At 41.8% G+C, this 26,976-nt stretch carries 19 protein-coding genes and 1 pseudogene; 16 read left to right on the top strand and 4 right to left on the bottom strand.

Annotation, left to right across the window (positions count from 1 at the left end):
- Window positions 1–55: 55 nt before the first annotated feature.
- From K7A41_RS18375 to K7A41_RS18365, 3 genes are all read right to left on the bottom strand, one after another.
- Entirely contained in the window at window positions 56–472 is a 417-nt protein-coding gene (locus K7A41_RS18375; protein WP_232048749.1) for a VOC family protein, read from the bottom strand.
- 228 nt (window positions 473–700) lie between these two features.
- Window positions 701–1,585 (bottom strand): NmrA family NAD(P)-binding protein, encoded by an 885-nt coding sequence (locus K7A41_RS18370; protein ID WP_265714846.1) that lies wholly within the window; start codon window positions 1,583–1,585, stop codon window positions 701–703.
- Window positions 1,586–1,768: 183 nt separating this feature from the next.
- Window positions 1,769–2,503 carry a DNA-formamidopyrimidine glycosylase family protein gene (locus tag K7A41_RS18365; RefSeq protein WP_265714845.1) on the bottom strand — a complete coding sequence of 245 codons (735 nt, stop codon included), beginning with the start codon at window positions 2,501–2,503 and terminating at the stop codon, window positions 1,769–1,771.
- Between the two features lie 370 nt (window positions 2,504–2,873).
- On the opposite strand from K7A41_RS18365, the gene K7A41_RS18360 reads away from it, so the two are divergent.
- The 5 genes and pseudogenes from K7A41_RS18360 to K7A41_RS23770 form a co-directional block, all read left to right on the top strand.
- Window positions 2,874–5,378, top strand: coding sequence for a cation-translocating P-type ATPase (locus K7A41_RS18360; RefSeq protein ID WP_265714844.1), 2,505 nt, complete (start codon window positions 2,874–2,876; stop codon window positions 5,376–5,378).
- Between the two features lie 118 nt (window positions 5,379–5,496).
- The gene (locus K7A41_RS18355; RefSeq protein ID WP_265714843.1) at window positions 5,497–7,707 is read left to right on the top strand and encodes an outer membrane beta-barrel family protein; all 2,211 of its coding nucleotides are present in this window, start codon (window positions 5,497–5,499) and stop codon (window positions 7,705–7,707) included.
- A 7-nt stretch (window positions 7,708–7,714) separates the two neighbouring features.
- Window positions 7,715–8,788 carry a sensor histidine kinase gene (locus tag K7A41_RS18350; protein WP_265714842.1) on the top strand — a complete coding sequence of 358 codons (1,074 nt, stop codon included), beginning with the start codon at window positions 7,715–7,717 and terminating at the stop codon, window positions 8,786–8,788.
- Window positions 8,789–8,792: 4 nt separating this feature from the next.
- Complete coding sequence (locus K7A41_RS18345) at window positions 8,793–9,509, top strand: LytR/AlgR family response regulator transcription factor (RefSeq protein WP_265714841.1); 717 nt, start codon at window positions 8,793–8,795, stop codon at window positions 9,507–9,509.
- Between the two features lie 113 nt (window positions 9,510–9,622).
- A pseudogene (locus K7A41_RS23770) lies at window positions 9,623–10,066 on the top strand (penicillin-binding transpeptidase domain-containing protein); the annotation flags it as partial.
- A gap of 108 nt (window positions 10,067–10,174) precedes the next feature.
- Here the strand turns inward: K7A41_RS23770 and K7A41_RS18335 are convergent.
- Entirely contained in the window at window positions 10,175–10,702 is a 528-nt protein-coding gene (locus K7A41_RS18335) for an O-acetyl-ADP-ribose deacetylase (RefSeq protein WP_265714839.1), read from the bottom strand.
- Window positions 10,703–10,878: 176 nt separating this feature from the next.
- Between K7A41_RS18335 and K7A41_RS18330 the strand changes: the two genes are divergently transcribed.
- The 11 genes from K7A41_RS18330 (at window position 10,879) to K7A41_RS18280 (ending at window position 26,832) form a co-directional block, all read left to right on the top strand.
- The gene (locus tag K7A41_RS18330) at window positions 10,879–11,652 is read left to right on the top strand and encodes an SDR family NAD(P)-dependent oxidoreductase (protein WP_265714838.1); all 774 of its coding nucleotides are present in this window, start codon (window positions 10,879–10,881) and stop codon (window positions 11,650–11,652) included.
- 55 nt (window positions 11,653–11,707) lie between these two features.
- Complete coding sequence (locus tag K7A41_RS18325; protein ID WP_265714837.1) at window positions 11,708–12,628, top strand: helix-turn-helix domain-containing protein; 921 nt, start codon at window positions 11,708–11,710, stop codon at window positions 12,626–12,628.
- Between the two features lie 261 nt (window positions 12,629–12,889).
- A complete protein-coding gene (locus tag K7A41_RS18320; protein WP_265714836.1) occupies window positions 12,890–13,483 on the top strand; it encodes an RNA polymerase sigma factor in 594 nt (197 codons plus the stop codon).
- A gap of 89 nt (window positions 13,484–13,572) precedes the next feature.
- Window positions 13,573–14,652 (top strand): FecR family protein, encoded by a 1,080-nt coding sequence (locus K7A41_RS18315; RefSeq protein WP_265714835.1) that lies wholly within the window; start codon window positions 13,573–13,575, stop codon window positions 14,650–14,652.
- Window positions 14,653–14,718: 66 nt separating this feature from the next.
- The gene (locus K7A41_RS18310) at window positions 14,719–17,760 is read left to right on the top strand and encodes a SusC/RagA family TonB-linked outer membrane protein (protein WP_265714834.1); all 3,042 of its coding nucleotides are present in this window, start codon (window positions 14,719–14,721) and stop codon (window positions 17,758–17,760) included.
- Window positions 17,761–17,772: 12 nt separating this feature from the next.
- Entirely contained in the window at window positions 17,773–19,464 is a 1,692-nt protein-coding gene (locus K7A41_RS18305) for a RagB/SusD family nutrient uptake outer membrane protein (protein ID WP_265714833.1), read from the top strand.
- 12 nt (window positions 19,465–19,476) lie between these two features.
- Window positions 19,477–21,477 carry an FAD-dependent oxidoreductase gene (locus tag K7A41_RS18300; protein ID WP_265714832.1) on the top strand — a complete coding sequence of 667 codons (2,001 nt, stop codon included), beginning with the start codon at window positions 19,477–19,479 and terminating at the stop codon, window positions 21,475–21,477.
- A 4-nt stretch (window positions 21,478–21,481) separates the two neighbouring features.
- Window positions 21,482–23,131 carry an FAD-dependent oxidoreductase gene (locus K7A41_RS18295; RefSeq protein ID WP_265714831.1) on the top strand — a complete coding sequence of 550 codons (1,650 nt, stop codon included), beginning with the start codon at window positions 21,482–21,484 and terminating at the stop codon, window positions 23,129–23,131.
- Between the two features lie 32 nt (window positions 23,132–23,163).
- Window positions 23,164–25,002 (top strand): carbon starvation protein A, encoded by a 1,839-nt coding sequence (locus tag K7A41_RS18290; RefSeq protein WP_265714830.1) that lies wholly within the window; start codon window positions 23,164–23,166, stop codon window positions 25,000–25,002.
- A gap of 105 nt (window positions 25,003–25,107) precedes the next feature.
- Window positions 25,108–25,674, top strand: a complete 567-nt coding sequence (locus tag K7A41_RS18285) for an RNA polymerase sigma factor (RefSeq protein WP_265714829.1) — start codon at window positions 25,108–25,110, stop codon at window positions 25,672–25,674.
- Between the two features lie 84 nt (window positions 25,675–25,758).
- A complete protein-coding gene (locus K7A41_RS18280) occupies window positions 25,759–26,832 on the top strand; it encodes a FecR family protein (protein WP_265714828.1) in 1,074 nt (357 codons plus the stop codon).
- Window positions 26,833–26,976 lie beyond the last annotated feature (144 nt).

Genomic DNA, 26,976 nt, shown 5'->3' with positions numbered 1-26,976 from the left:
TCGCTGATTCATAAATTAAGATAAAAATGAAAAAAAGTTATTCTAATAGAGCGTCTCAGTTGATGCGTCCCTTAGACCTTTCAACAGCCTGAGTCGTCACTGGCGTAAAAAAATTGATCAGATTTCCGTCGGGATCTCTGAATAGTAGCGATCGGTTCCCCCACGGCATCGTTGTAGGCGCCTGTACAAGATGCGGCGCAATGAACTGTTTTATCCGATCGTAATCGTTATCTACATTTGGTGAAATAAATTCAATGATTGCAGTATGGTTTTGTGCGGGTTTGGCTATATGATCTCCACCGAACAATTCCAGGGTTTTGGTACTGCCAAATGCCAGTGTGGCTGCATCAGTTTTCAGTTCAGCAAAGTCCTGCGTATACCATACTGCCTTCAGACCTGTTATTTTTTCATAATAATCAGTTAACTGCTTTACATTTGCTGTAATAATCCTTATAGAAAGAAGATTCATCATATATAATATCTATTGAACATTAATTTGAGCTACATCGTGTTGAGCAAAAATCGGATTACTATTGACAACAGTTTGTCATGACGAAGATTAAATATCAAAAAATCTATTATTCGTTGAGTCCATTGTTCAAAATCGCTATCCAATGCCAAGAGGCGGAAAATAGCCATCCCGCAAACGGATAGCTACTTTTAATATTTGATGATGTATTAACGGTTTGTGTAAGTTTAATTATGTGGTCGCAAACACGCTAGCAAATTCTATAGCGTACTCTTCCAGCTTTACTTTCCCCATCGTCGGCGTGTGCCTGTCGTAATCTTCATGGAGCGTGCCATTATGGATCGCTTCGCTGAGTTCAACGAGATTGGCAGCATGTTCGTTCGAAAGCCCATTTTCCAAAAGACTATTAAGTACCAAGTCCTTCGGTAATCTTACCCATTTCAGATCTGGATTGCCGACTGCATGGCCGATTACCGCTGCGATTTCATTGCAGTTTCTATCATCGCTACAGATATAACGGACAGCACAAATGTTCTGTGTCTTAACCAGTTCTTCTGCCGCAGCTTCGGCGATATCTTGTGGAGAGACCATTGGTAATCGGTCTGTGTCTCCATAGACTGCTCCAATGTTGCCAACTGCTTTAATCAGGGGTATGAAGGCGAGTAAGTTGTAATAAAAATAGGTCGGACGTAGATGAGTCAGATAAATATCAGGAACGCTGTTCAGGATTTGTTCCACATGATATGCGCCTGTTATAAAGCCTGTTCCGTACGGCAAATGAGCTCCATAACTGCTTAAATATACCACTCTTCTAATTCCTGTTTTTAGAATAGCCTTTTTGTATTTTTCGCCCAATCTCCTATAATAGGCGATCTGATCAGGCTGTGTATAGCTCGGTGGAACCATACAAAACACGGCATCCTTTCCAGCAAAGGAACTACTTAAAAATTCGTCATCATCCAAAGAGCCAATCAACGAAGTAGCTCCTATTTGCTGAATCTCTATCGCGCGTTTATCAGTGCTGCTGATCACCTCCACCGAATGTCCACTTTTTACTAATGCCATGCTTAATGGTCTTCCGATGTTCCCAAGAGAACCTGTAACAACTATGTTCATCGTAAAATTATTTTGTTACCCAAAGTTCTGCAAGGAGCGGATTCCGCTTGTATCCATATCCACTTTTTTTGTATCCAGATACCCAGATGCATCTGTATGTGCCGATATTCTAGATTCCTTTCTTCAGGCCACATTTCACAGAGTCCTCAGTGTCGCTCACTCTTAAAGTTAAGCCATAAGCGCCTAGTATCTTTTTTGATCTTTCAGACAGTAGAAACACCTTCTGTTAGTTTTACCCAGGTGCTTTCGGATCAGTCGTTCCCCGCAAATAGGACAGTTGGATTTAGTATGTACCAACCAATGTTTCTTCAGCACAAAATCTCTCTTCCAGTTTAGAAAATCGAAGCTATAATTACGCGCTTCCGCGATTAATTGATTTAACTTTGCTGTTGGCAGGTTGCCGATCAAACTTTCTGGCTGAACTCCGATCCTGAAGAGTACTTCATTTTTGATGATATTTCCAACTCCAGAAAAAATTTGCTGGTCCAGAAGTGCATCGCAGACCAAGGTGTCCGGCAAAGATATCAACTTCCTGACAGCCTTTTTAGGATCCCATATATCGCTCATTACATCTGCTTGCCAGTCGATTTCTGTTAAATAACTATGCTCAACTTCCTTTACTGAGCAGGTATAGAAAAATATGCTACCGCTGTCAAACCAGATCCCCAAGCGTAGGCTTTTTTCAGGTTTCGTTTGCTCGTCGATACTATAAGAACCAAACAGGAGCAGGTGAATTCTTAATACCGCCTTCTCAAATACGAGATAAAATTGCTTTCCGAACGTTTTTATACCCAAAAGCACTTCATTTACAAGCCAATCCTTTTCGAATTTGGCGTTTCCTGAAACCGCAGTGATGGTGTGACCGACAAACCTTTGCAGATTCTCTTTTATCAGAACTATGGATGGACCTTCTGGCATATTCGACACGATAATTTAAGCGCATTCGCGTAATGGACATTTCGTCATTGACGTTTATTACTATGAGCCATAATCACATTTATGGCACTCTGACTTAGAACAATACTTCCGCAGGCATAGTTTTACGCTAGTGTGGTCATCCGGTAGTTAAAGGCTCGTCTCATTAAAAATGAGACGTCGTGTCTGATAAAATCTTGAACACCTTTTCGAAAAGTACGTCAATGCATCGCTAGCTTAGCAAAGAACTTTAGTCGCCTCGCCAAGAACATATTCTAGAAAATATTGTTTCCTAATAAAGTAAGAGAACAACAAATATAAAGACTGTTTTATATTCTAAACATCATAAGTTTTACTTACATAACCTTATACTATGGAATACAATATCCCCAGTCATCTCAAAGGCCTTAGCCAGGAAGAGGTAAGTATAGCTCGGGCGCAATATGGCTATAACCAATTGGAAGAACAACAAAAAAGTAGTTGGCTTGATCTTCTTATCAGCATTTTAAAAGAACCCATGCTGATTTTGCTTATCGCCATTTCCCTTATTTATGTCATTGTGGGGGATTATGCCGAGGCAGCTTTTATGGCCTTGGCGATTGTAGCAGTCACAGCTATTTCTTTTTATCAGGATAACCGAAGCAAGAGGGCGCTGCAAGAGCTTGAGAAACTCAACGAGCCGTTGAGCACAGTTATCAGAGATGCGCAAGTAACTAAAATCCCTACCCGTGAAATTGTCGTTGGCGATCTGTGTATTACAGAAGAAGGACGTGTCATCAATGCAGATGGACGGATTTTGCATAGCAATGATTTTTCGGTTAATGAATCGTCCCTCACCGGAGAGAGTTTCTCCGTTTTTAAAGATAGTACGACGGAAGATAATTTGGTGTATAGTGGTACAGTAACAGTGTCAGGCCTTGCTGTTTTTGAAGTATTAAAGATAGGTAAACAAACACGTGTAGGCAAGATCGGCGAATCCATTCGTACCATAAAAGAAGAGATTTCACCCCTGCAAGTGCAGATCCAAAAATTTGTTAAGTCGATGGCAATCGTTGGAGTAATTATTTTTTTGTTGGTCTGTCTATATAGTTATTTGGATACCAAAGATGTAATTGTTAGTTTACTCAGCGGACTGACCCTAGCAATGTCCGTTTTGCCCGAAGAAATACCCGTTGCATTTACCACTTTCTTGGCTTTGGGCGCATGGAAACTTATGCGTGAAGGTGTTATTATAAAAAGAAGCAGCATCGTTGAGACCCTCGGAAGTACAACGGTGATCTGTACGGATAAAACAGGTACAATAACCGCCAACATGATGCAGTTAAAACAACTTTATGACTATCGCTCCGATACCACTTATTCGGAAGATCAATTTGATAATGAGTTGCTTGAGGAGCTGATTGCTTACGCCATGTGGAGCAGTGAGCCGGTACCTTTCGATCCTATGGAGATCACGTTACATAAGATATATCAGGAAACGCACAGCAAAGATTTAAGAAAGAATTATGAATTATTTTACGAGTATCCTCTTGAGGGCAGACCGCCGATGATGACACACCTTTTCGAAAGCAAACAGAAGGAGAGGATTATTGCAGCTAAGGGAGCCCCCGAAGCCATATTGAGCGTCTCTAAGCTTTCCGATAACGAGAGGCTGCGGATCAGAAATATTGTTGAGCGCTTTGCCCAACAGGGGTATCGCATTTTGGGCGTTGCCAGATCAGATTTTTTTGGCGATCAATTTCCCGCTAAGCAGCAGGATTTTAACTTTGAGTTTTTAGGGCTAACTGTGTTCTACGATCCACCAAAGATTGGAATAGAAAAAGTCTTTCAGCAGATTTATGCTGCTGGGATAAAGGTGAAGGTGATCACGGGAGACAATGCTGCAACAACTAAAGCCATCGCCTTACAATCGGGCATCACCAATGATACGCCAGCAGTCAACGGAAGTGAAATCATGGGCCATACAGAGGACGAAATTGTAGCGATAGCTGATCGCACCACATTATTTACACGCATGTTTCCTGATGCCAAGCTCGCCGTTGTCAACGCGTTAAAAAAGAAAGGTGAGGTGGTCGCCATGCTCGGAGACGGCGTTAACGACGGCCCCGCACTAAAAGCTGCTCATATCGGTGTGGCCATGGGGAATAAAGGGACTGAAATTGCTAAATCAGCTGCAGCGTTGATTATTACAAATGACGATCTGGAGAAGCTTATTGTAGGCATAGCCGCGGGCCGCAGGATTTATGCGAATATTAAGAAAGCGGTTCAATACATAATTTCTATTCATATTCCCATTATACTTACAGTCTCCTTACCCTTGTTCTTAGGATGGATCTATCCGCAGATATTCACGCCGGTACACGTCATTTTTCTGGAACTTGTCATGGGCCCCACCTGTTCAATTGTCTATGAGAATGAACCTATTGAAAAAAATACGATGAATCAGCCGCCGAGAGCTATGGGAAAGACATTTTTGAATATCAAAGAACTTGGTATAAGTATCGTTCAGGGGCTTGCCATTACAATTGGGGTATTGTTTAGCTATCAACTTAGCATCATGGAGGGCGGTGACCAAGAAAAAACAAGGGCAATGGTTTTCACTACCCTGATATTTGCGAATATCTTTCTGAGTTACGCAAACCGATCATTTTATTATGGCATTATAGAGAGTTTTAAGAATCGTAATTTACTGCTCGTTAGTATTACGTTAACCGTGCTAATTCTGCTGTTGTTTATTCTTTACTGTAAACCAGTAGCATCATTTTTTGACGTTACTGCACTTCGTATATCTGAGTTGCTAACTGCATTGACTATTTCGGCGGTATCCGTACTTTGGTTTGAAGTTTATAAAAAGATAAAAAGAAATTCTGACAAGTAAAAAATCAACGGATTTTTAAAGGCTGACTTCCATTGATACCGTAAAATTTACCATTCAAATAAATTATTTAGGTAAAGCTCCGAGAGCCAGTACATTCGTAAACAACTATTTTACGAATATGAGAAGAGCAACTATCTTTTTGGTTTTAACTATCGTCTTGCTACTATCAAGAGTCACCCATGCAAAGAAACAATACACATCACAGGATACCATCCGGGACAAATCTATTATACTGAGCGGAGTGACTATTACCAGAAAACTCAACCCTGTTAAACTTTCGCCCGATAAAATAAGCATACGGGTTTCCAATAAGTCACGCAACACTTCAGGTAGCGTTTTGGATCTGCTGCGGAAAATGCCAGGCGTAACGATTTTGCCCAATGGAAGCATAAGCCTAAATGGACAAGAGGGTGTACAGATACTTATTGATGAAAAGACAAACTTTCTTACCGCAGAAAATCTGATTACCTTTCTGGCTTCGATGCCTGCGTCATCACTGGAAACAGTCGAACTGATTACACAGCCCAACGCGGTATTGGATGCCAACGGCCATGGAAGATTTATCAACCTAAAAAGGGCAAACACAGCACAAAAAGATCTAGCGCTCATTATTTCAACAAATGCCGAGCAAGGTAAATATCACAGAAATCACCATCATTTAAATGTTGTGTTTACGCGGAACAAATTCAGTCTTTCAAATACATACGCATTTAGAAGAGGAAGTGAACTAGTGGACGTTATGTCCACCCGAAATATAATTGGCCTTGCAGGTCGCACCCCGCTACAGATTGATATGAATGCTATTAGGCATAAGAACTATAAGAATCACTACTATAATGGTATATTGGATTATACAGCGAGCAAAACTATAAAACTAAGTACATATTTACTTATTAGCGATAATAAAAGGAGCAAAGATGAAATAGCGGGCTCACTATTTTTTAGCGATCAATCGGTGGTCGATTCAACTACAGAGGCCAGAAATGCGATGAGACAAAACTTTAGAAATTTAGGAGCTGGCGGTCAGCTGATTTTCCATATGCAAGATCATTCCAAATGGGAATCCTCATTTGATCGGCAATACTTCCAACAATCGGAATGGCAGGACCAAATGATAAATAAATTTACAGATGAAAGGTCTGCTGCGGCCCTGCATACATTAAATGGGACGGCGCAGGGAGAAGTCCGAATCTCGACATTACAGTCCAAATATACGCTTGATTTCGGACCAGACATCACCGCCATTCTGGGCGCCAAACTTACACATGTGGCTATGTCGACGGCGTCGTTTTTTCATGGCTTCAATGGAACGGATTGGAAACAGCGCAGCGATCTTAACAGTGAATTTGAGCATCATGAAAATTTGAAGGCTCTATTTTCACAGGTGCGATATGCGGCATCTGCCCGCATGCACTTAAGTTTTGGGTTACGTTATGAGGACGCATCTTTCGATAGCCAGACACGCAACGCGTCAGATCGGAATATTCTTAACAGGTCGTACAGAAATATTTTTCCAAACTTGACTATGACCTACGCTTTACGGAAAAAACATCAATTGTCATTGAATTACAACAGGCGGGTTAACCGGCCTAACTTTCGGGATCTGAGCCCCGCTGTTGAAGTCAACGACCCCTATCTTTACGAGCGCGGAAATCCCGAGCTGAAGCCAGATTTTACAAATACTATCGAACTTGGCTGGTTATACCAAAATTTATACTCCTTACACTTATTTCATAGCTTAATAAAGGATGCGATCAGTAAAAGCTATCATCTCGACCCGTATGGTCGCACGGTCGTGCAGCCCATGAATATACAATACGTATCCATCTTAGGGCTGCGGTTAAACGGAACAAGTATGACTCCCATAAAGCAATGGAATATACAATTAAACGCTAATCTCATTTACAAGCAATTTGAATGGCGGGCAATGGCAGGAAACCGAAGGAACCGGCAGTTGACCCCAACGCTACAAATACAAAATAGTGTCAATCTTCCTGGCAAAATGAACCTCGAAATCAACTGTTTTTTTAATGGACCGAAGGCTGAAGGGCAGGCAACAATTTCGCCATTATGGTTTATAAACACGGGACTACATCGTAAATTCCTTCAAGACAAATTAACTTTGTATATTTATACCAATGACATCTTGCAAACAAATAAGCCTAGGATAATTTTTAACGGAGAGTCTATGAGAGGAAGATACCGTGAGCTATATGATAGTAGAGCCGTTGGCGTCAGTGTATCTTACAACATATTTAATAGCAAAAAAGTTAGTAAAAATGCTCAGTCAGGCGATCGCTTAAAGGAAAACGATAGAATTATCTTTTAATCTTAGTATGAGTATTATTACAAGATCAAATCCGTTACGTTATCTAGGCCCCGCAATTTGGGGGATAGCTTCTTTCAATATTCTGCGTGTGGTTACCGACTTAACTAAAAAAGATCAGTTTTGGTCAGGGGGTATACGGATCCACTCGATAGGTCTTTTTATTTCCATAGCTTTCTGTTATGTTTTGACAGCACTGTGGCGCAGGAGACTTGATAAAATCTTTGGTGACGTGTCCGTCTTTTCTGTTAGTGTGGCGAGAGAATATTTAGCCGTTATCATTCAGATTGTTATCCTGCTTAATCCTGTTATTTATAGTGCCGAGCATTTTGGATGGGTATATATGGGGGATGGCTATATCGATTATATCTTGGTCAATGCTATTTATATACCGCTATTTTTACTTTATTATACACTGATGCGAAATGAGCAAATTGACCATGCCATGGCCAGTAACCGTATATATGTAGAAAAGATAAAATCAGATAAATTAAGTGCTGAACTTCAATTATTAAAGAGCCAGTATCACCCGCATTTTTTATTTAATGCATTGAATACGGTATACTTTCAAATTGAAGATACCAATACGTTGGCGAAAAGGAGCATTGAACAACTTTCAGAATTATTGCGTTATCAAATTTATAATGTTGACGAAAAAGTAAGCATGGACCAGGAAATTGTCTATATCAGATCTTACGTATCGTTTCAACGACAGCGGTTACCGGAGAGATTAAATGTCCAAATGAACATTGATCCGGACTGGCAGGAAATACGTATCTTTCCGCTACTTTTTCAGCCATTGATAGAAAATGCTTTTAAATATGTCCGTGGTAAATACGAAATTAAGATCGATATCAAGCTGCGGGATCGGGAAATAATTTTCGGTATCTCGAATAGTCTGGACGATCGTTTAAATCCTGACAAGGGAAAGATAGCTAAGAAGGCCGATTCAGGATCAGGTCTGGCACATCTCGTCAGGAGATTGGCGTTAGTCTACCCTAATGCTCACAAGCTATCTACAGAAATGCAATTTAATCAGCAGGAAGGACATTGTTATCTTGCTGAATTAAGAATAAAAATCTAATTATATGCAAATGGAGATAAAATGTGCTATAGTCGATGATGAGCCATTCGCGCGAAAAGGATTAGCATCATATATAGAAAAAATAAGTTTTTTGAAATTGGTTGTCGAGTGTGAAGACGTAATGGCGTTAAATGAGTATTTAAGACAACATCCGATAGATCTTCTTTTTTTGGACATCGAAATGCCCGAAATGTCTGGGCTGGACTATGTTGCCACACTCAGAAATCCGCCTAAAGTCATTGTCGTTTCTGCGTATGAACAGTACGCCCTCCGAGGTTACGAATTGGAGATCGTCGATTATTTATTGAAACCTGTTTCTTTTGAAAGGTTTTTTAAAGCCGCAAATCGTGCAGGAGAGAGCCTTGGCTTCGCTTCTCTGACTATTGGTGGCCAACATAGTGTTCAAGAGCAGCATATTTTCGTAAAAGTTGACAAAAAACTAAAAAAGATTCAATATAATGATCTACTTTTTATCCATAGCCTCGGTAACTATATCGTTATTCAAACAACTTACTCGCAAGAAATTATCTACTCTACACTCCAGCAGATGATCACCATGTTACCTTCAAATTTATTTATATCCTGTCATAGATCTTATATTATCAATAAGCAAAAAGTTACGATGATCGAAGGCAATCAGCTTCAAATAGCAAATCATAAAGTGCCGATAGCAAGGAATTTAAAAGATGAAGTGTTGCGATTGATCATAGGTGATAATTAGTTGTACGATACATAGGCATGAAACAATATGGCTATAAAAGAGTACTTAGCAAACAATGTGGAATGATGTTTAGTATAATTCGGATGTAGCCACGTATCCTCTCAATAATAGGTATGCTTCCCTTGCTTGCATTTGGCCAGTTGCGGGCAGTTCCCCAATCAACGACTATAAAACCGTGCCGAACGACAATTATTAGGCCTGATTTCGACAAATATTTTCGTGATTGCCAAGTGAACGGCGCTATTGTTATTTACGATAATGCCAAACAGATGCTAATCGTGTCAGATACGCTAAGCGTAAAAACACCAGTGCTACCGGCATCCACCTTTTAGGTGGTCAACATGCTTATTGCATTAGAAACAGGCACTATCAAAGATGAAAATGAAATCATGAAATGGCCGGGGAAGACAGATACGGTCAAATATGGTTACCGTCCCGATATCTATCGCGATATAACGGTGAAAGAGGCATTTGAAGTTTCAGCCGGTTGAGCGTTTATTGAGCTCTCCAAACGAATAGGTAAGAACAAGTATCTTAAATACTTATCGGAATGCAATTAGGGAAATGTACTGAATTAGCGCAGCAGTATTGAATGATTCTATTGAGCTTATTATGATTAGCTCAGTCTATCGTTCTGCAATGATCACCTGTGGGTGAGTATTAAATTATACATCATTAGGTTGAATTGCACTCAACAGCTGAAAATTTTCGTCGTCAAAACAAACAATTGTTATCTGTTTGATCGTATTATCCGATTCCAGAAATTGATTTATAGCTTGGACCGAGAGTTCCGCTGCCAACTTTTTTGGGAACCTATATATACCTGTACTGATGTTTGGAAAGGCAACAGTAGAGCACTTATACTCTGCAGCTAATAGGAGAGAGTTTATGTAACAGTTTCTCAGCAAAAGCTCTTCATCTTTTTTGCCGCCATTCCAAACCGGGCCGACAGTATGGATCACATACTTAGCAGGTAGGTTACCAGCTGCAGTAATGACTGCTTCGCCTGTTCTGCAGCCACCTTGTCGAGCGACGATCTTTCGACATTCCTCTAAAATAGCCGTTCCGCCAGCTCTGTGAATAGCACCGTCCACCCCGCCACCGCCTAATAAAGAGGAGTTCGCTGCATTCACGATGGCGTCTACCTCTATTTTTGTGATATCTCCTTTGATGACTTTAATTATTTGAGCCATACTTTATGGAATTATGTCCGTGAATATTGATACGTTTATTATAGGATCACGTATATGTTCAATAAACATCAAAATTAGTAAATATCCTTAAATTGGCTACAAAATTTCCCGATATGACTACAGTTAATGACCTGTGATCTGGCAACTTTGTTCTACAAAATTTAAATATTCAAGTTATGCAGACAAACCAAACAAAAGTGGCCCTCGTCACTGGAGCGAATACCGGTGTAGGATTTCAGATCGCCAAAGCGTTGGCGGAAAACGGCTATGTTGTTTACGCTGGATCTCGGAACCTAGAAAAAGGGGAAGCGGCCGTATCGCAGATCGGCGACAAAGCTAAAGTTATTCAGTTGGACATTACAGACAATCAGTCAATTAACGCAGCGGTTGAGACCATAACAGGTACGTATGGACATCTTAACCTTTTGGTTAACAACGCTGCGATCTCGCATGCCGGAAAGCCCGGCCGTACCATGGAAGAAATTTTGGGCTCCCAGCGTGCTAGTATTGCATCCATTAGTGAACTTAAAACCGTGTGGGAGACGAATGTGTTTGGAACACTTGCCGTCACCCAGGCCTTTTTACCCTTACTCCATCAAACAGCAACTGCACGTATCGTGGTGGTTTCAAGCGCATTAGGATCTCTTGGAATCAACTCCAATACCGAAAATCCATATCGTGTTCATTTTGATGCAGTATATGGCGCTTCTAAGACCGCGCTCAATGGGATATTTCTGTCTTTGGCAATAGAACTGGAGCATACGGGTATCAAGGTTCACCTCGTCAGTCCGGGATTCGCAGCAACAGCGCTCAATAATTTTCAGGGAACGGATACCGTAGAGGAGGGAGCAAAGGAACCCATCCGCGTTTCACTGGCTGAAGACCTTCCGACAGGTAGTTTTACCGGCCCAGCTCCTTTCAGTGCAAAGGGCAACATTCTGCCGTGGTAGTTTTTTTGAGATCAAAACCTATGATCATTTATCATAGGTTTTTTACATTTATAGCATGAAAGGCAAAGACAGTAAATTGGTCCGTTTTATATCCATATCGGAAAGCCATGAGGCCTTCGGCCTCCCCGCACCACAGCATCCGCTGATTAGCCTCGTTCATTTCAATAAGGATAATCCTTTCAATACGGAGATGGCACCCATTTATGATGTCCTGAGCTTCTATAAGATCACTTTTATCACACGAAACAAAGGACGGTTGAAATATGGCCGCAATTATTACGATTACAATGAAGGTAGTATGTTGTTTCTGGCCCCGAATCAATTGGTCGGAAGCACAGACTATAACAGCGAAACCTATTGTTACATTCTGCTGATCCATCCCGATTTTTTTCGGGGCTATCCCATAGCTAATAAGATTAAGCAGTATGGCTATTTTTCGTACTCATCTAATGAAGCCCTGCATTTGTCAGAGTCCGAAAAGGAGATTATCCTTTCTATTTATAACATCATGGAACAAGAGCTCAACAGCCGCGTTGATGAATTCAGCCACGAAGTTGTGATCGCACAGTTAGAGCTGCTATTGAGCTACGTCAATAGATTTTACAAACGCCAGTTCATCACCAGAAAAATCATTAACAACGATATTCTTCAAAGAACTGAAGCTATTTTGGATGAATATTTCAATAGTGAGAAGTCTTTAATTGAAGGCATTCCTACTGTACATGATCTATCTAAGCAGTTAAATCTTTCGCCGGGTTATTTAAGCGATATATTACGGTCGCTCATCGGACAGACTGCCCAGCAGTATATTCACCATAAACTAATTGAAAAAGCAAAGGAGAAATTAACAACTACACAGTTGACAGTCAGCGAAATTGCATATGAGATGGGTTTTGAACATCCTCAAAGCTTTAGCAAACTATTTAAAAAGAAGACATCGAGAACACCATTAGAATTCCGTTCTTTATTTAATTAATTTAAGAACGATTTGAGTGGGCAGATATTCATCATTTCGTCTTAAGTTGATTTTAAGGCTTATCAGTGGTAGAGGAAAACGGTTGGATATCTAGTAACGGGGGAGCCAATATCATATCGACAAGACCTACCTCCAGAGAGCTCCATTACAACAGAGAGGAACCATGGATTTGGAAATATAAATTTATTTTGAGCGCTTATGACTTTGATTTAGTAAATTTATCATTAAATTCATCGTCCGTATCAATTATGAATTTGCCAAATGAAATCTCCTAAAGAAGCTGCGATCCTGGAAAAACTTAAAGATGGAGATCTTAATTCATTTAATGAAATTTATTTCCAATACTCTCCAAAGATCTATGTCAGATTAATCCGATTAGTAAAAGATCAGACTATTGCTGAAGAAATCCTTCAGGACGTATTTACGAGAATATGGCTCCATCGCGAAAAAATCGATCCTACTAAAGGATTTGTCTCATTTCTTAACCATATTTCAGATAACCTGGCCATGGATTTTTTCCGAAAAGTGCAAAGGGATAAAGCGCTTCAGCTGGAAATATGGGCCTCGGCGATAGAATTGTACTACCATACAGAAGAAAAACTGTTTTTAAAAGATAAGCAACAGATTCTATCAAAAGCAATTGACTCCTTGAGCCCTAAACGGAAGGAGATTTTGATGCTCAATAAATTTGAGGACAAAAGTTACAAAGAGATAGCTGATCTGCTTGGTATTTCAGTTTCTACAGTCAGCAATCAATTGGTCAGCGCACTCAAGGATATCAAAGAATATATTCAAAAAAACTATCGAGACGAGTACATAATCAGTTTTTTTGCAGCTTTTTTATTCACTTTATAAAAAAAGATAAAAAAGCGATAGTGTGATTCTCTCTGACAAACGTATAGAAGAGTAAATACAGCATTGTATTGAACTAATTATAGACAATTTTGAAAGAGCAGTCCTTTAAAGATCAGTTGGTAGCATATATCCACAATCGGCTGGAAGCCCAGTATTATGAGTCTTTTTTTGATGAAATGACTAAGATTGATACTGCGATTCTTGAATCATGGATCGCCGATGTATTGGATCAGGACGAAGAACAAAACATAAAGCAGATCCGTGTGCCTGACTTACAAAGTGTCCATCAGAAAGTGCTTGAGAACATTTACGCTGTTGATCCACCCAAACGTCCACTAATAAGAAGAATAGGCTTTTGGACCTGGGCATCCTGTGCTGCGGTACTGCTTTGTGTACTGTCAATCCTCTATCTGAAAAATCTCCCAATATCACCGGAAGGCCATATTACATGGTATGAAAATAACAATGCATATACCATGTCCATACAGCTTCCTGACAGTACCACCGCTATTCTCTATCCACACGCTAAGATCGGATTCGAATATGCCAATCAAGGCCGCCATGTGCAGCAATTGCAAGGGCGTGTGGTCTATAGAGTACATAAGAACAAAGCGGCACCATTTCGGGTAGACTACAAAGGATATCTGACAACTGCTTTGGGTACAATATTCAGTATCGATCCAAAAAACGCAGATCAGGTATTGATAAAATTATTGGAGGGTAAAATTTCTGTGGGACCAGTTGGTGCAGACAGCCGACGGGTCATTTACCTTAAACCAAAGGAGGAAGTATTGATTAACCTACATTTGCAGCAGATGCACAAGTTTTCCGAACCCGAGTTGGCAACCACGCATTCGTCCCGCGTCGATAAAGACCTAAGGAATTTACTGCCAAATTTAGCCGCTAATGTAGAGTGGACCAACCAGTCTGTCAAATTCAACCAAACTAAGAACATTCAGCTTTTACGGGTCATTGAGAGCCTTTATGATGTTTCGATTATTTGTGATAGTCCTGATTTACTTAATAATTCATTCACGGGAAGTTTAAATAACAAAGAACCTTTAACCAATTTCTTGACAAGTTTCTGTCAGCTAAACGGTTGTATGTTCCAAATGGACAATGGCATTGTCCATATTAGTGATTCGGGAAGAAAGGAGGCCAAACAATAGGATAGGAACATCTCAACAAGGAAGAACAAAACAATATATAATCAGAATAACCAACTGTAAACAATTATGAAGCATATTCTAATCAAATTAATGCTCGTGGGATTGCTATTTCCATACTTTTCCGTAGGATTTGCGCAATCTAATCTCAGAGTAAATGGTAAAATAGTAGACACCGAAGGTAATACATTACCTGGAGCAACCATTGATCTTGTCCACGAAAAGACAAACAAAAAGCTACACTTCGTGGCAGACAACAACGGATTGTTTGTTTTGTCTCCACTTATTGCTGGTGAAAATTACAATATCTATGCCCATCATCTCGGATATGATACCGACTCGGTCAAACATTTTGTAGCAACAGCTACCAGCAAGAATACAGTACTCATTCGGCTTAGATCAAATACAGGTCTAATAGACGAAGTTGTGGTCGTCGGGTATGGGACGCAGAAGAAGGTCAATTTAACTGGTGCAGTATCCGCGGTATCGGGTGATGACCTAAACAATAGACCGGCCGGGCAGACCTCTTCAGCTCTTCAGGGGATGGCGCCGGGAGTCACTGTTACCCAGCGTTCCGGTAAACCCGGGGCCGATGGTGCAGACGTCCGTATTCGCGGTATTGGTACACTTGGCAACGCAGCCCCCTTAGTGCTGATTGATGGAATTGAAGGCTCTATTAATAATATCGACCCCAATTTGATAGAGAATATTTCGATATTAAAGGACGCTGCGTCATCATCAATCTACGGTTCTAGAGCTGCCAACGGTGTAATCTTGGTTACCACCAAAAGAGGAAGCTCCGATAAAGTCGCTATAGCTTACAATAACTATTTTGGCTGGCAGTCGGCGACCAATATGCCAAAGATTGTCAACGCGCTGGACCATATGCTGCTTACAAACGAGGCCTACACAAATGTAGGTGCGAGCCCGCTATATCCCGAAGACGTCATTGCTGCATATCGTAGCCAGGGAGATGGAAGTTCGGACGAATATCCAAATACCGATTGGCAAAAAGAATCATTGCAGGGGAGTGGATTCCAACAAAGTCATTTCCTGACCATTAATGCGGGGACAAACAAAGTAAAAATGTTGACGTCTGTAGGCTATTTCGACCAGAAAGGCCTGACACTAAATAGTTCATTTAAGCGCTATACTGTACGCAACAATGTAGATGTTAAGTTTTCAGATAAGTTAGCCGCAAAGTTTGATCTCCAATATGTCAATCCTATTGTGACCTCGCCGGCTGCAGGAATCGAAGAACTTTTTCAATGGATGAACAGTATTCCAGCCAATCAATCTTTCAGAAACTCCAATGGAACATGGGGCCTGGGATGGAATGGAAATAATCCTGTATCAGCAGCTGCGGACGGAGGTATCGCCACTAACAAAAGCCCTTTTGGAAGTATCAATGCCTCATTGATCTATAAACCCACGGGCTGGCTGACCGCGGAGGTCAACTACGCGCCAAAATACGCTACACAGGTAAATAAAAATTTCAGAAAAGCTGTTCAATCTTACTTCCCTGATGGCACACCGAGTTTTTCTGTCCCTGTCCGGACGGCACTTACGCAATACAATAGCCAAGAGCTTTTTAACAATATAAGAACGACTTTGACTGTAGACAAGGATTTTGGACAACACCAGTTGAAAGCACTGATCGGTGGTTCGCGGGAAGACTACAAGATTGATTACTCCCAGGGTTTTAGAGATACGTATGTGCTACCTGACTACGAGGTACTCAATGCAGGATCCGCTTTGAATCAATCCGCTACAGGAAGTGCATCTGAATGGGCGTTACAATCATTATTTTCCCGTATCAATTATGTATTCAAAGACCGCTACCTATTGGAACTCAATGCGCGTTACGATGGTTCATCCAGGTTTGCCAAGGGCAATCGCTACGGATTTTTTCCTTCTGCGTCCGCAGGATGGCGTTTTTCAGAAGAAGAATTCTTGACAACAACCAAAAGCTGGCTTACAGAGGGAAAAATCAGGGCTTCCTGGGGTAAATTAGGAAATCAGAATATCGGAACATACCCAGCCGTGGCGTCATTAAATCTCGGCTCATACACTTTGGGCAATGGCATCGTCAATACGGCAGCCCTAAATGATATGTCCAACCCTGATATCACCTGGGAGTCTACAGAGGAGAAAAATATTGGTATTGATCTCACCTTATTTAAAAGATGGACGATAACTGCAGACTTTTACAATAGGAAAACCAGTGATATATTGCTACAATTGGATATCCCACTCATTATTGGTCTAAATAAGCCATATCAGAATGCCGGCGTCGTCGAGAATAAAGGCTGGGAGGTTTCCATGGGCTATAGAAGTAATCCCGACAAAGAGTTTAAATACAATGTTACGCTCAACATCTCTGATGTCAGAAATAAAGTTCTGGATATGCGGGGCATAAATCAGAGCGGACTTACTGTCAATCGAGAAGGATATCCTATCAATTCAATCTTTGGCTATGTGACAGAAGGATATTTCCAGACTGCGGACGAAGTCAAAGCACACGCTACGCAATTCGGTACAGTGGCTCCGGGCGATCTCAAATATCGCGACCAAAATGATGATGGCGTGGTTAACGAATCCGATAAGGTCATCATTGGTAGTACGATTCCTCGATATACCTATTCACTAAATTCCAATTTCAGTTTCCAGGGATTTGACCTCAGCTTTCTAGTACAGGGAGTTGGTAAAGCTGATGGCTACTTGTATGGAGCCGGAATCCAGCCTTTTACAACTACTGGGGCAATCGGTGGCACCATCCGCGAGGATAATAAAGATCGGTGGACGCCTGACAATACAAACGCTAAATATCCGAGACTAGCTTTTGGGCAGAACAACAATCAACAGTCCTCTCAATTTTGGATGAAAAACGCAGCCTACCTTCGGCTGAAAAATTTGCAGCTCGGCTATACGTTCCGGCCTGACTTTGTCAAGTCGTTGGGAGTGAGTAGACTTAGGATATTTGTCAATGGATCCAACCTTTTCAGTATTGATAAATTCTGGGATGGGTATGATGTCGAAGCACCAATAGGCTATGGCAATTTTTACCCGCAAGTAAAAGTGTATTCTTTCGGATTGGATATAACCTTATAGACTTTAGTATTTATGAAAACGTTAAATAAATTCACACATTATATTGCTTGCATCGGCCTTCTCCTTATGATGGGCGCTTGTGAAAAGTACTTGGACAAATCGCCCCTAGACGGTCCTTCAGATGAAAATTATTTCAAAAACCAGGATGAGCTCACATTAGTTGTCAATGGCCTATACAGTGCCCTGGCATTTCACCCCACCGATGATATGCCCATTAATTTGACACTCGATGACGCCACAGATATTGGCTGGGATCGCAATACCTCCGATCTACAGGCTATCGGGAGAGGAGATTATGACAGCAACAATGGTTACATCAGAAATATCTGGACAAATTCCTATAAGGTGATTGGCAAATGTAATTTTATCTTGGACAATATCCATAAGCTTGACGGAAAAATGGACGCAAACCTTCAGAAACGCTATAAAGCGGAGACACAATTCATTCGGGCCTATGTCTATCAATATCTGATTGACTATTTTGGTGGCGTACCATTGGTAACCAATGGCCTAAACCTTGCCAATGCAAATCTGCCTAAGACGACGAAGGCTGAAATTGCTGCCTTTATATTAAAAGAGCTTGACGAGGCAGCAGCAAGCCTACCTATAAGCTATGGTGCAGCCGATGTAGGAAGGGCGACCAAAGGAGCAGCGTTGGCCATACGAGCTCGGGCGGCACTCAATAACGGCCTATGGGAAGAAGCGGCGCGCTCCGCAAAAGAGGTTATGGATCTTAAGATATACCAGTTACATCCCGATTTCGGTCAACTGTTTACTTACGATGGCGAGGCCTCCAAAGAGATTATATTTGCTTTTCAATACCTACGATTACAAAAAACCAAGACTCACAGTGCCACACGCGCATTTCTGTCACGGAATGCACAGGGCACTTCCAATAAGATACCATCACAATCAATCGTTGACAATTACCTGTGTACCGATGGGCTACCCATCGATAAGTCTTCATTATATGACCCTAAAAAGCCGTTCGTCAACCGCGATCCGCGTTTAGCGTATACGATCGCCCTTCCCGGTACTGATTTTTTTGGTTTTCAGTTTGAAACACATAAGGATAGCATATCTTGCTGGAACTATTCCTACAATACATCTACAGCTGTCCGCATCCAAAATCAGGATGCCATCAATGCCTATGCGACCTTTTCAGGCTATTGTTGGAAAAAATATGTCGATATTAAGGATAAGGACTTTACGATGGAGTCCGAGTTAAATATTATTCAAAGCCGATATGCAGAGGTCCTATTAATCTATGCAGAGGCGATGATCGAGAGCAACAAGATTGACCAGTCAGTTTATGATGCGATCAACAGCATCAGACAACGCCCCACTGTGGCGATGCCTGCCGTTTCCAGCGGTAAAACACAAAATGAACTCCGCGAAGTCGTGCGAAAAGAAAGGCTTTTTGAACTTGCAAATGAAGGCTTCCGCATGGTTGACCTCAGACGTTGGAAACTCGCCGATAAATTAATGAATTCGACTCTGTACGGCCGCATTCCCAAGGGACTGCTTGCCAATGCTCCGATCATCGACACAGATAGCCAAGTAAATTATAATAATGTGGCCAATAAGAAAGATATGCGCATTATCGAAATCCGTAAGTTCGATGCCAATAAAAATTACTTATGGCCCATTCCGAATATTGAAATTGTTACCAATAAGAATTTGGAACAAAATCCAGGTTATTAAATCGAAAACGAGATGAGAAAAACACTAATAGTTGCTATCGTACTGTTGACAGCTTTCGTGCACATTGTCAGGGCGCAATACGACAAACAGGTAGATTTATGTATCTATGGGGCAACCTCCGCCGGAGTAATTGCCGCTTATACCGCTTCGCAAGCTGGCAAATCAGTATTGCTCATTGATCCCGGCACTAGGGTGGGCGGCCTCAGTTCTGGAGGTCTAGGACAGACCGACATCGGGAACAAATACGTGGTAACCGGATTGGCCCTAGATTTTTATCGCAAGATGGGGAAGCATTATGGCAGTTTTGAACAGTGGATCTTCGAACCAAAAGTCGCGGAATCCATTTTCAAGGATTATTTAAAGTATTCACAGACGCAGCAGCTTTTGGGCCACCGACTTACCGACGTAAAGATCGAGAATCGGTCGATCAAATCGATCGCTCTGCTACCAAGTGAAAGTAAGGACGGCAAAAAGCTGCTTGTCTCAGCCAAAATATTTATGGATTGTAGTTACGAGGGCGACCTTATGGCCAGAGCAGGCGTGTCCTACCATGTGGGCCGCGAATCAAATAGCACCTATGGAGAGACTCTTAATGGGGTACAATTGCTGAGTGGGCACCAGTTTCCGAACGGTGTGGATCCCTATAAAGTAAAAGGAGACGCCGAAAGCGGAGTTTTATGGGGCATTAATACGGAGCCGTTGAAGCAAAATGGAACAGGAGATCAGAAAGTGCAAGCCTATAATTATCGGATTACCTTGACCAATGTTCCCGAAAATAGAATTGAAATTACCGAGCCTGAAAACTATGACGCATCCAGATATGAACTATTAAAGCGTCAAAAGGAGATTCAACCTTGGAAGAGCATACAGGATGTCTTTATCTGGAGCTTGATGCCTAATGGAAAAACTGATATAAATAACAGGAATGGATTTTCAACGGATATGATTGGAATGAATTGGAGTTATCCCGAAGCAGATTATTTCCAGCGGAAAGACATTATCAAAGCACACGAAGATTACACTAAAGGATTGTTATATTTCGTAGCAAACGACAGCTCGGTGCCAGAGCCGATCCGCAAAGAATTTAAAAAATGGGGCTACCCCAAAGACGAATACCTCGAAAACAGGCATTGGTCACCACAATTATATATTCGTGAAGCTCGGAGGATGATTAGCGACGTCGTTATGACACAACATCATTGCCAAGGCCGTGAAGTCGTAACCGATGCTGTGGGATTTGCAGCCTACACGATGGATTCACATAATTGTGATCGTGTGATCGTAAACGGTATGGTCAAAAATGAAGGTAACGTCGAGGTGGGCGGATTTTCTCCCTTTCCGATTTCCTATAGGTCCATTGTGCCAAAGAAAGACGAAATCAACAATCTTTTTGTTCCTGTATGTATGTCGGCGAGTCACATCGCTTTTGGTTCGATCCGTATGGAACCGGTATTTATGGTGTTAGGTCAGTCAGCCGCAGTGGCCGCCTGTGAAGCTATTGACCATAAAATAGCCGTTCAGGACGTAGATGTTAAACGAATCCAAAAAATATTGCGCGACAATCCAAAGGCGGACGGTCGCCGAGCCGATTATATCATTCATGTTGAAGATAAGGATCGTGTTAGGTTGAAGGGCGCCTGGCGCAAATCTTCCAAGAAAGGGTATGGCATGAGCTATCAGGAAGTGGAACACGATCCCTTGGCCGTAGCGCGGTTTGCACCGGGGAGAGAGTTTGCGGCTGGAAAATATAAGCTCTATAGCTATTTTCCGAAGACAGCGGAAAGTACGGCGACAGGCAGATTTATTATCTATACTGGAAAGATAACGATGGAAAAAACTATAAATTTTAAAGAGGTTAACATTTTGGGACAGACCACGAGCACCTGGGTAGAATTGGGCGAATATGAGTTTGAGAAAGGAAGTAGCAAACCTTTTGTCGAGATTACCTCCAGTGCTGAAGGCGTATTGGCAGCCAATGCCATGCTGTGGGTTCCTGTCTCAGACCAAAAGTAATTGTATGCAAAAAATAAAAATAACGTTAAAATTGGTGCTTGCCTTAGCCTTTTTTCAGGTTGAAGCGCAGCATTTAACCAAGAAAGTTGATGTTTTGGTTTATGGAGGAACACCAGCAGCCATTACCGCTGCGTTACAAGTGAAGCAAGGAGGCAGATCTGTCGTCGTCGTATCTCCAGACAAGCATTTAGGAGGCATGAGCTCGGGGGGTCTTGGTTTTACTGATACTGGTAATAAAACAGTTATCGGTGGCTTGGCAAAAAAGTTTTACCAAGACGTATACGAACATTATTCCAGAGAATCCAGTTGGCATTGGCAATCCCGGGCATCCTTTGGCAACAGGGGGCAAGGTACCGTGGCTATGGATAGTGAGCATAGCACGATGTGGATCTTCGAGCCCCATGTTGCCGAGAATATCTTTGACTCGTGGGTTCGGGATCATGAGATTGAAGTAGTTCGCGAGGCATACCTGGATAGGCGGGAGAGTTCGATAGAAAAACAAGGCACTCAGATCAAATCGATTAAAACTTTAGATGGAACGATCTATGAGGCGAAGATATTTATCGATGCGACATATGAAGGTGACCTGATGGCTCTGGCAAAGGTAACGTACACCATTGGCAGGGAGGCAAATCAAACCTATGGAGAACGATGGAATGGTGTCCAAACAGGTGTATTTCAACATCGGCATCATTTTGTTGCACAGATAAGTCCATACAACAGGGAAGGTGATCCACGCAGCGGTTTGGTTTTTGGGGTTTCCGATGAAGATCCCGGATTGTACGGCACTGCAGACAAAAAGCTTCAAGCCTATTGTTTTCGTATGTGCTTGACCAATGATCCCCGGAATCGTAAGGCGATTCCTAAGCCGTCCAACTACGATCCACACAATTACGTCCTGCTGCAACGTTTGTTCCGTTCAGGCTGGAATGAGCCTTTTCAAAAATTTGATATGGTGCCCAACAATAAGACTGATGCCAATAACCATGGACCCTTCAGTACTGATTTTATCGGGATGAACTATTCCTATCCGGAAGCAAGTTATGTGCAGCGAAAAGCCATTGTCGAAGCACATCGCAATTATCAAATGGGACTGTATTATTTTATGGGAAATGATCCGTCCGTACCCGCTCCAATCAGAGAGAAAATGGCTGAATGGGGTTTAGCAAAGGACGAGTTTCAAGATAATGACAATTGGCCCTTTCAGCTATACATACGTGAAGCTAGGAGAATGGTAGGGCAATTGGTAACGACCGAGCAGCACATTTTCGGCAAACGTAAAGTCGAAGATCCCATCGGGATGGGCTCATATACCTTAGATTCACACAATGTACAACGCTATGTGACGGAAGAGGGGTATGTACAGAATGAGGGAGATATCGGTGTTCATGTACCCCAGCCTTATGCCATTTCATACAGATCAATAATACCAAAAGGCCGCGAATGCACAAATTTGCTTGTTCCGGTCTGTTTATCTAGTTCACATATAGCATTTGGTTCGATTCGTATGGAGCCGGTATTCATGGTGCTGGGACAAAGCGCAGGCTGTGCTGCTAATTTAGCTCTTGATAATGATGGTGTTGTACAGCATGTCGACTATGGCCTGTTAAAAAAACAGCTGCTGGATTCGGGGCAGGTATTGGAACAAAAATAATATATTGCAATAGAATTTTACTTGGAGGTACGATGGATTTAGACAATATGAATGCGCTTACACTAGTTTTCGCGTCAATACTAATCTTCGCGATTGCATACCGTTGTTACGGGATCTTTATGGCACAGAAGGTACTCCGACTCAATGACGCCATAGCGACGCCTGCCGTCGAGTTTGCAGATGGCCATGATTATGTCAAGACAGACCGCAAGGTTCTGTTTGGACATCATTTTGCTGCCATAGCGGCAGCGGGCCCATTAGTAGGTCCAGTACTGGCTGCGCAATTTGGATACCTGCCCGGCGCACTATGGATTCTGATCGGCTGTGTATTGGGTGGAGGTGTACACGATATGGTCGTGCTTTTTGCATCAGTTAGGCACAAAGGTCAAAGTCTTGCTACGATTGCCTCCAAGGAGATTGGTCCTGCAGTTGGTGGAATAGCGGGGATAGCCGTTCTGTTTATTTTGATCCTCACTTTAGCCGGCCTTTCCTTAGCCTGCATCAGTGCGATGCACGAAGCACCATGGTCATTATTTACGATTATTTTAACGATGCCGATTGCGATATTTATGGGACTGCTAATGCGCTATAAAGCTGGGTCTGTCACGTTGGCAAGCATATCGGGGGGTATTCTACTGATCGCCGGCATCATTGTCGGGCATCGGTTGATGGAGGTTTCAGTGATTCACAACCTTTTCAACTGGGATGTGAAGACCATTTCAATAGCAATAGCGATCTATGGATTTTTGGCTTCCGTGTTACCTATCTGGCTACTTCTGGTCCCTCGGGATTATCTGTCCACCTATCTCAAAATCGGCACGATACTTATGTTGGCTATAGGCATTCTCTTTGTGCATCCAACGATACAGATGCCAGCTTTGACCGATTTTATCGGCGGCGGAGGCCCAGTCATCGGTGGGCCCGTGCTTCCCTTTATTTTTATCGTGATAGCATGCGGAGCAATTTCGGGTTTCCATGCCATTATTGCTACCGGCACTACACCCAAAATGTTGTCTACTGAAAATGAGATCCTTTTTGTGGGCTATGGAGCCATGCTGGTCGAGGGATTTGTCGCATTGATGGCATTGATTGCTGCCTGTACACTAATGCCCGGTGACTATTTTGCAATTAACACCCCAGTGGGTGACTATGCACATTTTTTGACGCAGCATCCCGAGTTAAAGGCTGTGGATCTACAGCATTTCTCCGATCGGATTGGTGTAGATCTCCACGGACGTACTGGCGGTGCCGTCTCACTGGCCGTGGGGATGGCCCATATTTTCGATAAGGTGCCATTTATGGATAATGTCATGGCATATTGGTATAATTTCGCCATTATGTTTGAAGCTGTATTTATTCTTACAGCCATCGATGCCGGGACGCGTGTGGGACGTTTTTTTCTACAAGAAATGCTGGGAACTGTCATTCCTGCTTTTAAGGAGAAAGAATGGAAGCCCGGTGTATGGCTATGTAGTGCAATTTTCACCTTTTCATGGGGATATCTTGTTTTTACGGGCAACGTAAGCAGTATCTGGCCACTTTTCGGAATCAGTAACCAGTTGCTGGCAGCTTGTGGACTTATCGTCTGTACGACGATACTTATTCGGATGAATAGAGGAAAATATGCTTTATTTACCGCGATACCAGGCGTACTTATGGCAGGCATTACGTTTTGGGCGGGGTACCTTCAGGTGGTTGATATATATTTGCCTGAAGGGCAGCGATTATTAGCTTTGTTGGCCATATTGGCTATGCTGCTGATGCTACTCGTATTTATCGGTACGTTCCGAAAATGGTATCAATTACTAAAAAAGGAAGCTGATTTTGTTGACCAGAACGGCGAATCTGTGAAAGCTCTAGTGGAGCGCTAACCAATCCGCTGTGATTATACAGTAAAGACGATTATTTTAAATTTCTTATTTGTTTCTAAAAATATATATCTTTATTGCCTATAGACCTTATTTTATATTTTCGTTATGCAGGGTTTGAACCAATCATCTTTTGTATGGACTGAATTACGCTATGCTATTGCGTTCGATCGGAGCCAACCTGCATTTAAAATTTTGTTCAAATATTTTCACACCGACTTATATGAATTTGGGCTAGCTATCCTTAAATCTCCCGAACCCGTTGAAGACATCATTTCAGAAATTTTTTTGAAACTATGGCTATTAGAAGATCGGCTGATGGATATAGATAACATCAAGACGTATCTTTTTAGGTCCATTAAGAACAATACAATAAAGTATCTGGAGAGGCAGGCTTCACATATTGATATCTCAGAGATCATCGACTTCCATTACCATGCGCCAAGTGTCGAACAGGAATATATTTCCCACGAGAATCTAAAAATTATACAGCAGGCTATTGACGGACTACCTACCAAATGTAAAATGGCTTTCACATTAGTAAAAGACATGGGCTGTACCTATCACGAGACCGCTGCTATTATGGAAATTTCTACCAACACAGTTGACCGCCATATACAGCTGGCACTTCGTCGTTTAAGAGATTCCATTCTTTCAAAAAAAATAAAAGACTAATATTCAACTACTTGAGCATATATATTATTTTCTATTGGTGATTTGTACCTTGTTTTGGCTCTTATGTAAAAGAACCAAAGGAATATGGATCAAGATCACTTTCTAGATTTATTAAATAAACAGATTCAGGGAAAACTCAGCCCTGATGAAAAAAAGCTTTTAGAGCAGCTGATCGACGACAATCCGTATCATGAGGTTCTTTATAAATTTGTCAGCAATAGTCGAGTCTCATCCACGGACGCCGCACAGGCTGACCGAGCGTTTGCTGACACCTGGCAAAGGATTCAAGAGACCGAATCGGGGGCATCCGAAAATAGATTCGCATTGGAGCGTGTTAACCCCTTGCGGAACCTAGGTAAACAGGCTATTAAACGTCCTTATCCATTTTATTTTGCCGTAGCATGTCTACTAATGGTACTGCTTATCGGTATTTTGTGGTATTCAACCCAGTATAAAACGTCAACTTACGGCATATATTATAGCAGTGCAAAAGGCGAAAAACGGATACTCAGCCTTCCCGATGGCAGTACAGTTTGGTTGAATGGGGATAGTAAACTGTATTTGGCGACAGACTTCAACAAAAGAGAACGTCGGGTCAAATTGGTCGGCGAAGGTTTTTTCTCCGTTGTCAAGGACAAAAAGCACCCCTTTGTCGTATCCTATAAAAACGCAGAGGTAAACGTGCTTGGGACCAAGTTCAATATTAGAGCATATCCAGACGAAAACAAAGTACAGACCTCCCTTGTAGAAGGGGCCATTGAAATGACGAGCCAAAAGGATGGTCATGTATTCAGTATGGCGCCGGGAGAAAAAATAACAATTCCTTCTATTGAAACTAGAAGTGATAGGAGCGAAAAAGGCCAAGTTGGGCCCGTAAGGCGAACATCACTGAAGGTCCAGGAAGGACAGAAATTACCTTCTGAAATTTTATGGCTTGAAAATAAGCTATCCTTTGATGCAGATCCAATGTCCATTGTTGTCTCCAAAATAGGGAAATGGTATAATAAAAGCATTTCAATCGAAAACCCTGAGCTGGAGAAAACTACCTTCACTGGTACAATGGAAGGGTTTAGTCTGGACAAGGTTCTAAAAACCATCGTTCTAGCTAATCCAGGCATACATTTGAAATACGACAACGAATCAATTATTTTATATTAATCCTAAATAAAGATGAAAACAGACTATAGTTAAGATACAGAAAAAGGATACACCACCTGGCGTATCCTAAATGTTCATGAAATGAAGAGTACAAAGTCCCTGAGAAAGATTAATGTACTCTATGGTTCCATAATCAATTTAAAA

It is taken from the genome of Sphingobacterium sp. InxBP1, from assembly GCF_026191775.1.
Lineage (GTDB): Bacteria > Bacteroidota > Bacteroidia > Sphingobacteriales > Sphingobacteriaceae > Sphingobacterium > Sphingobacterium thalpophilum.
The sequence above is the reverse complement of the archived record's forward strand: the minus strand, read 5'-3'. Positions and strand labels throughout refer to the sequence as shown.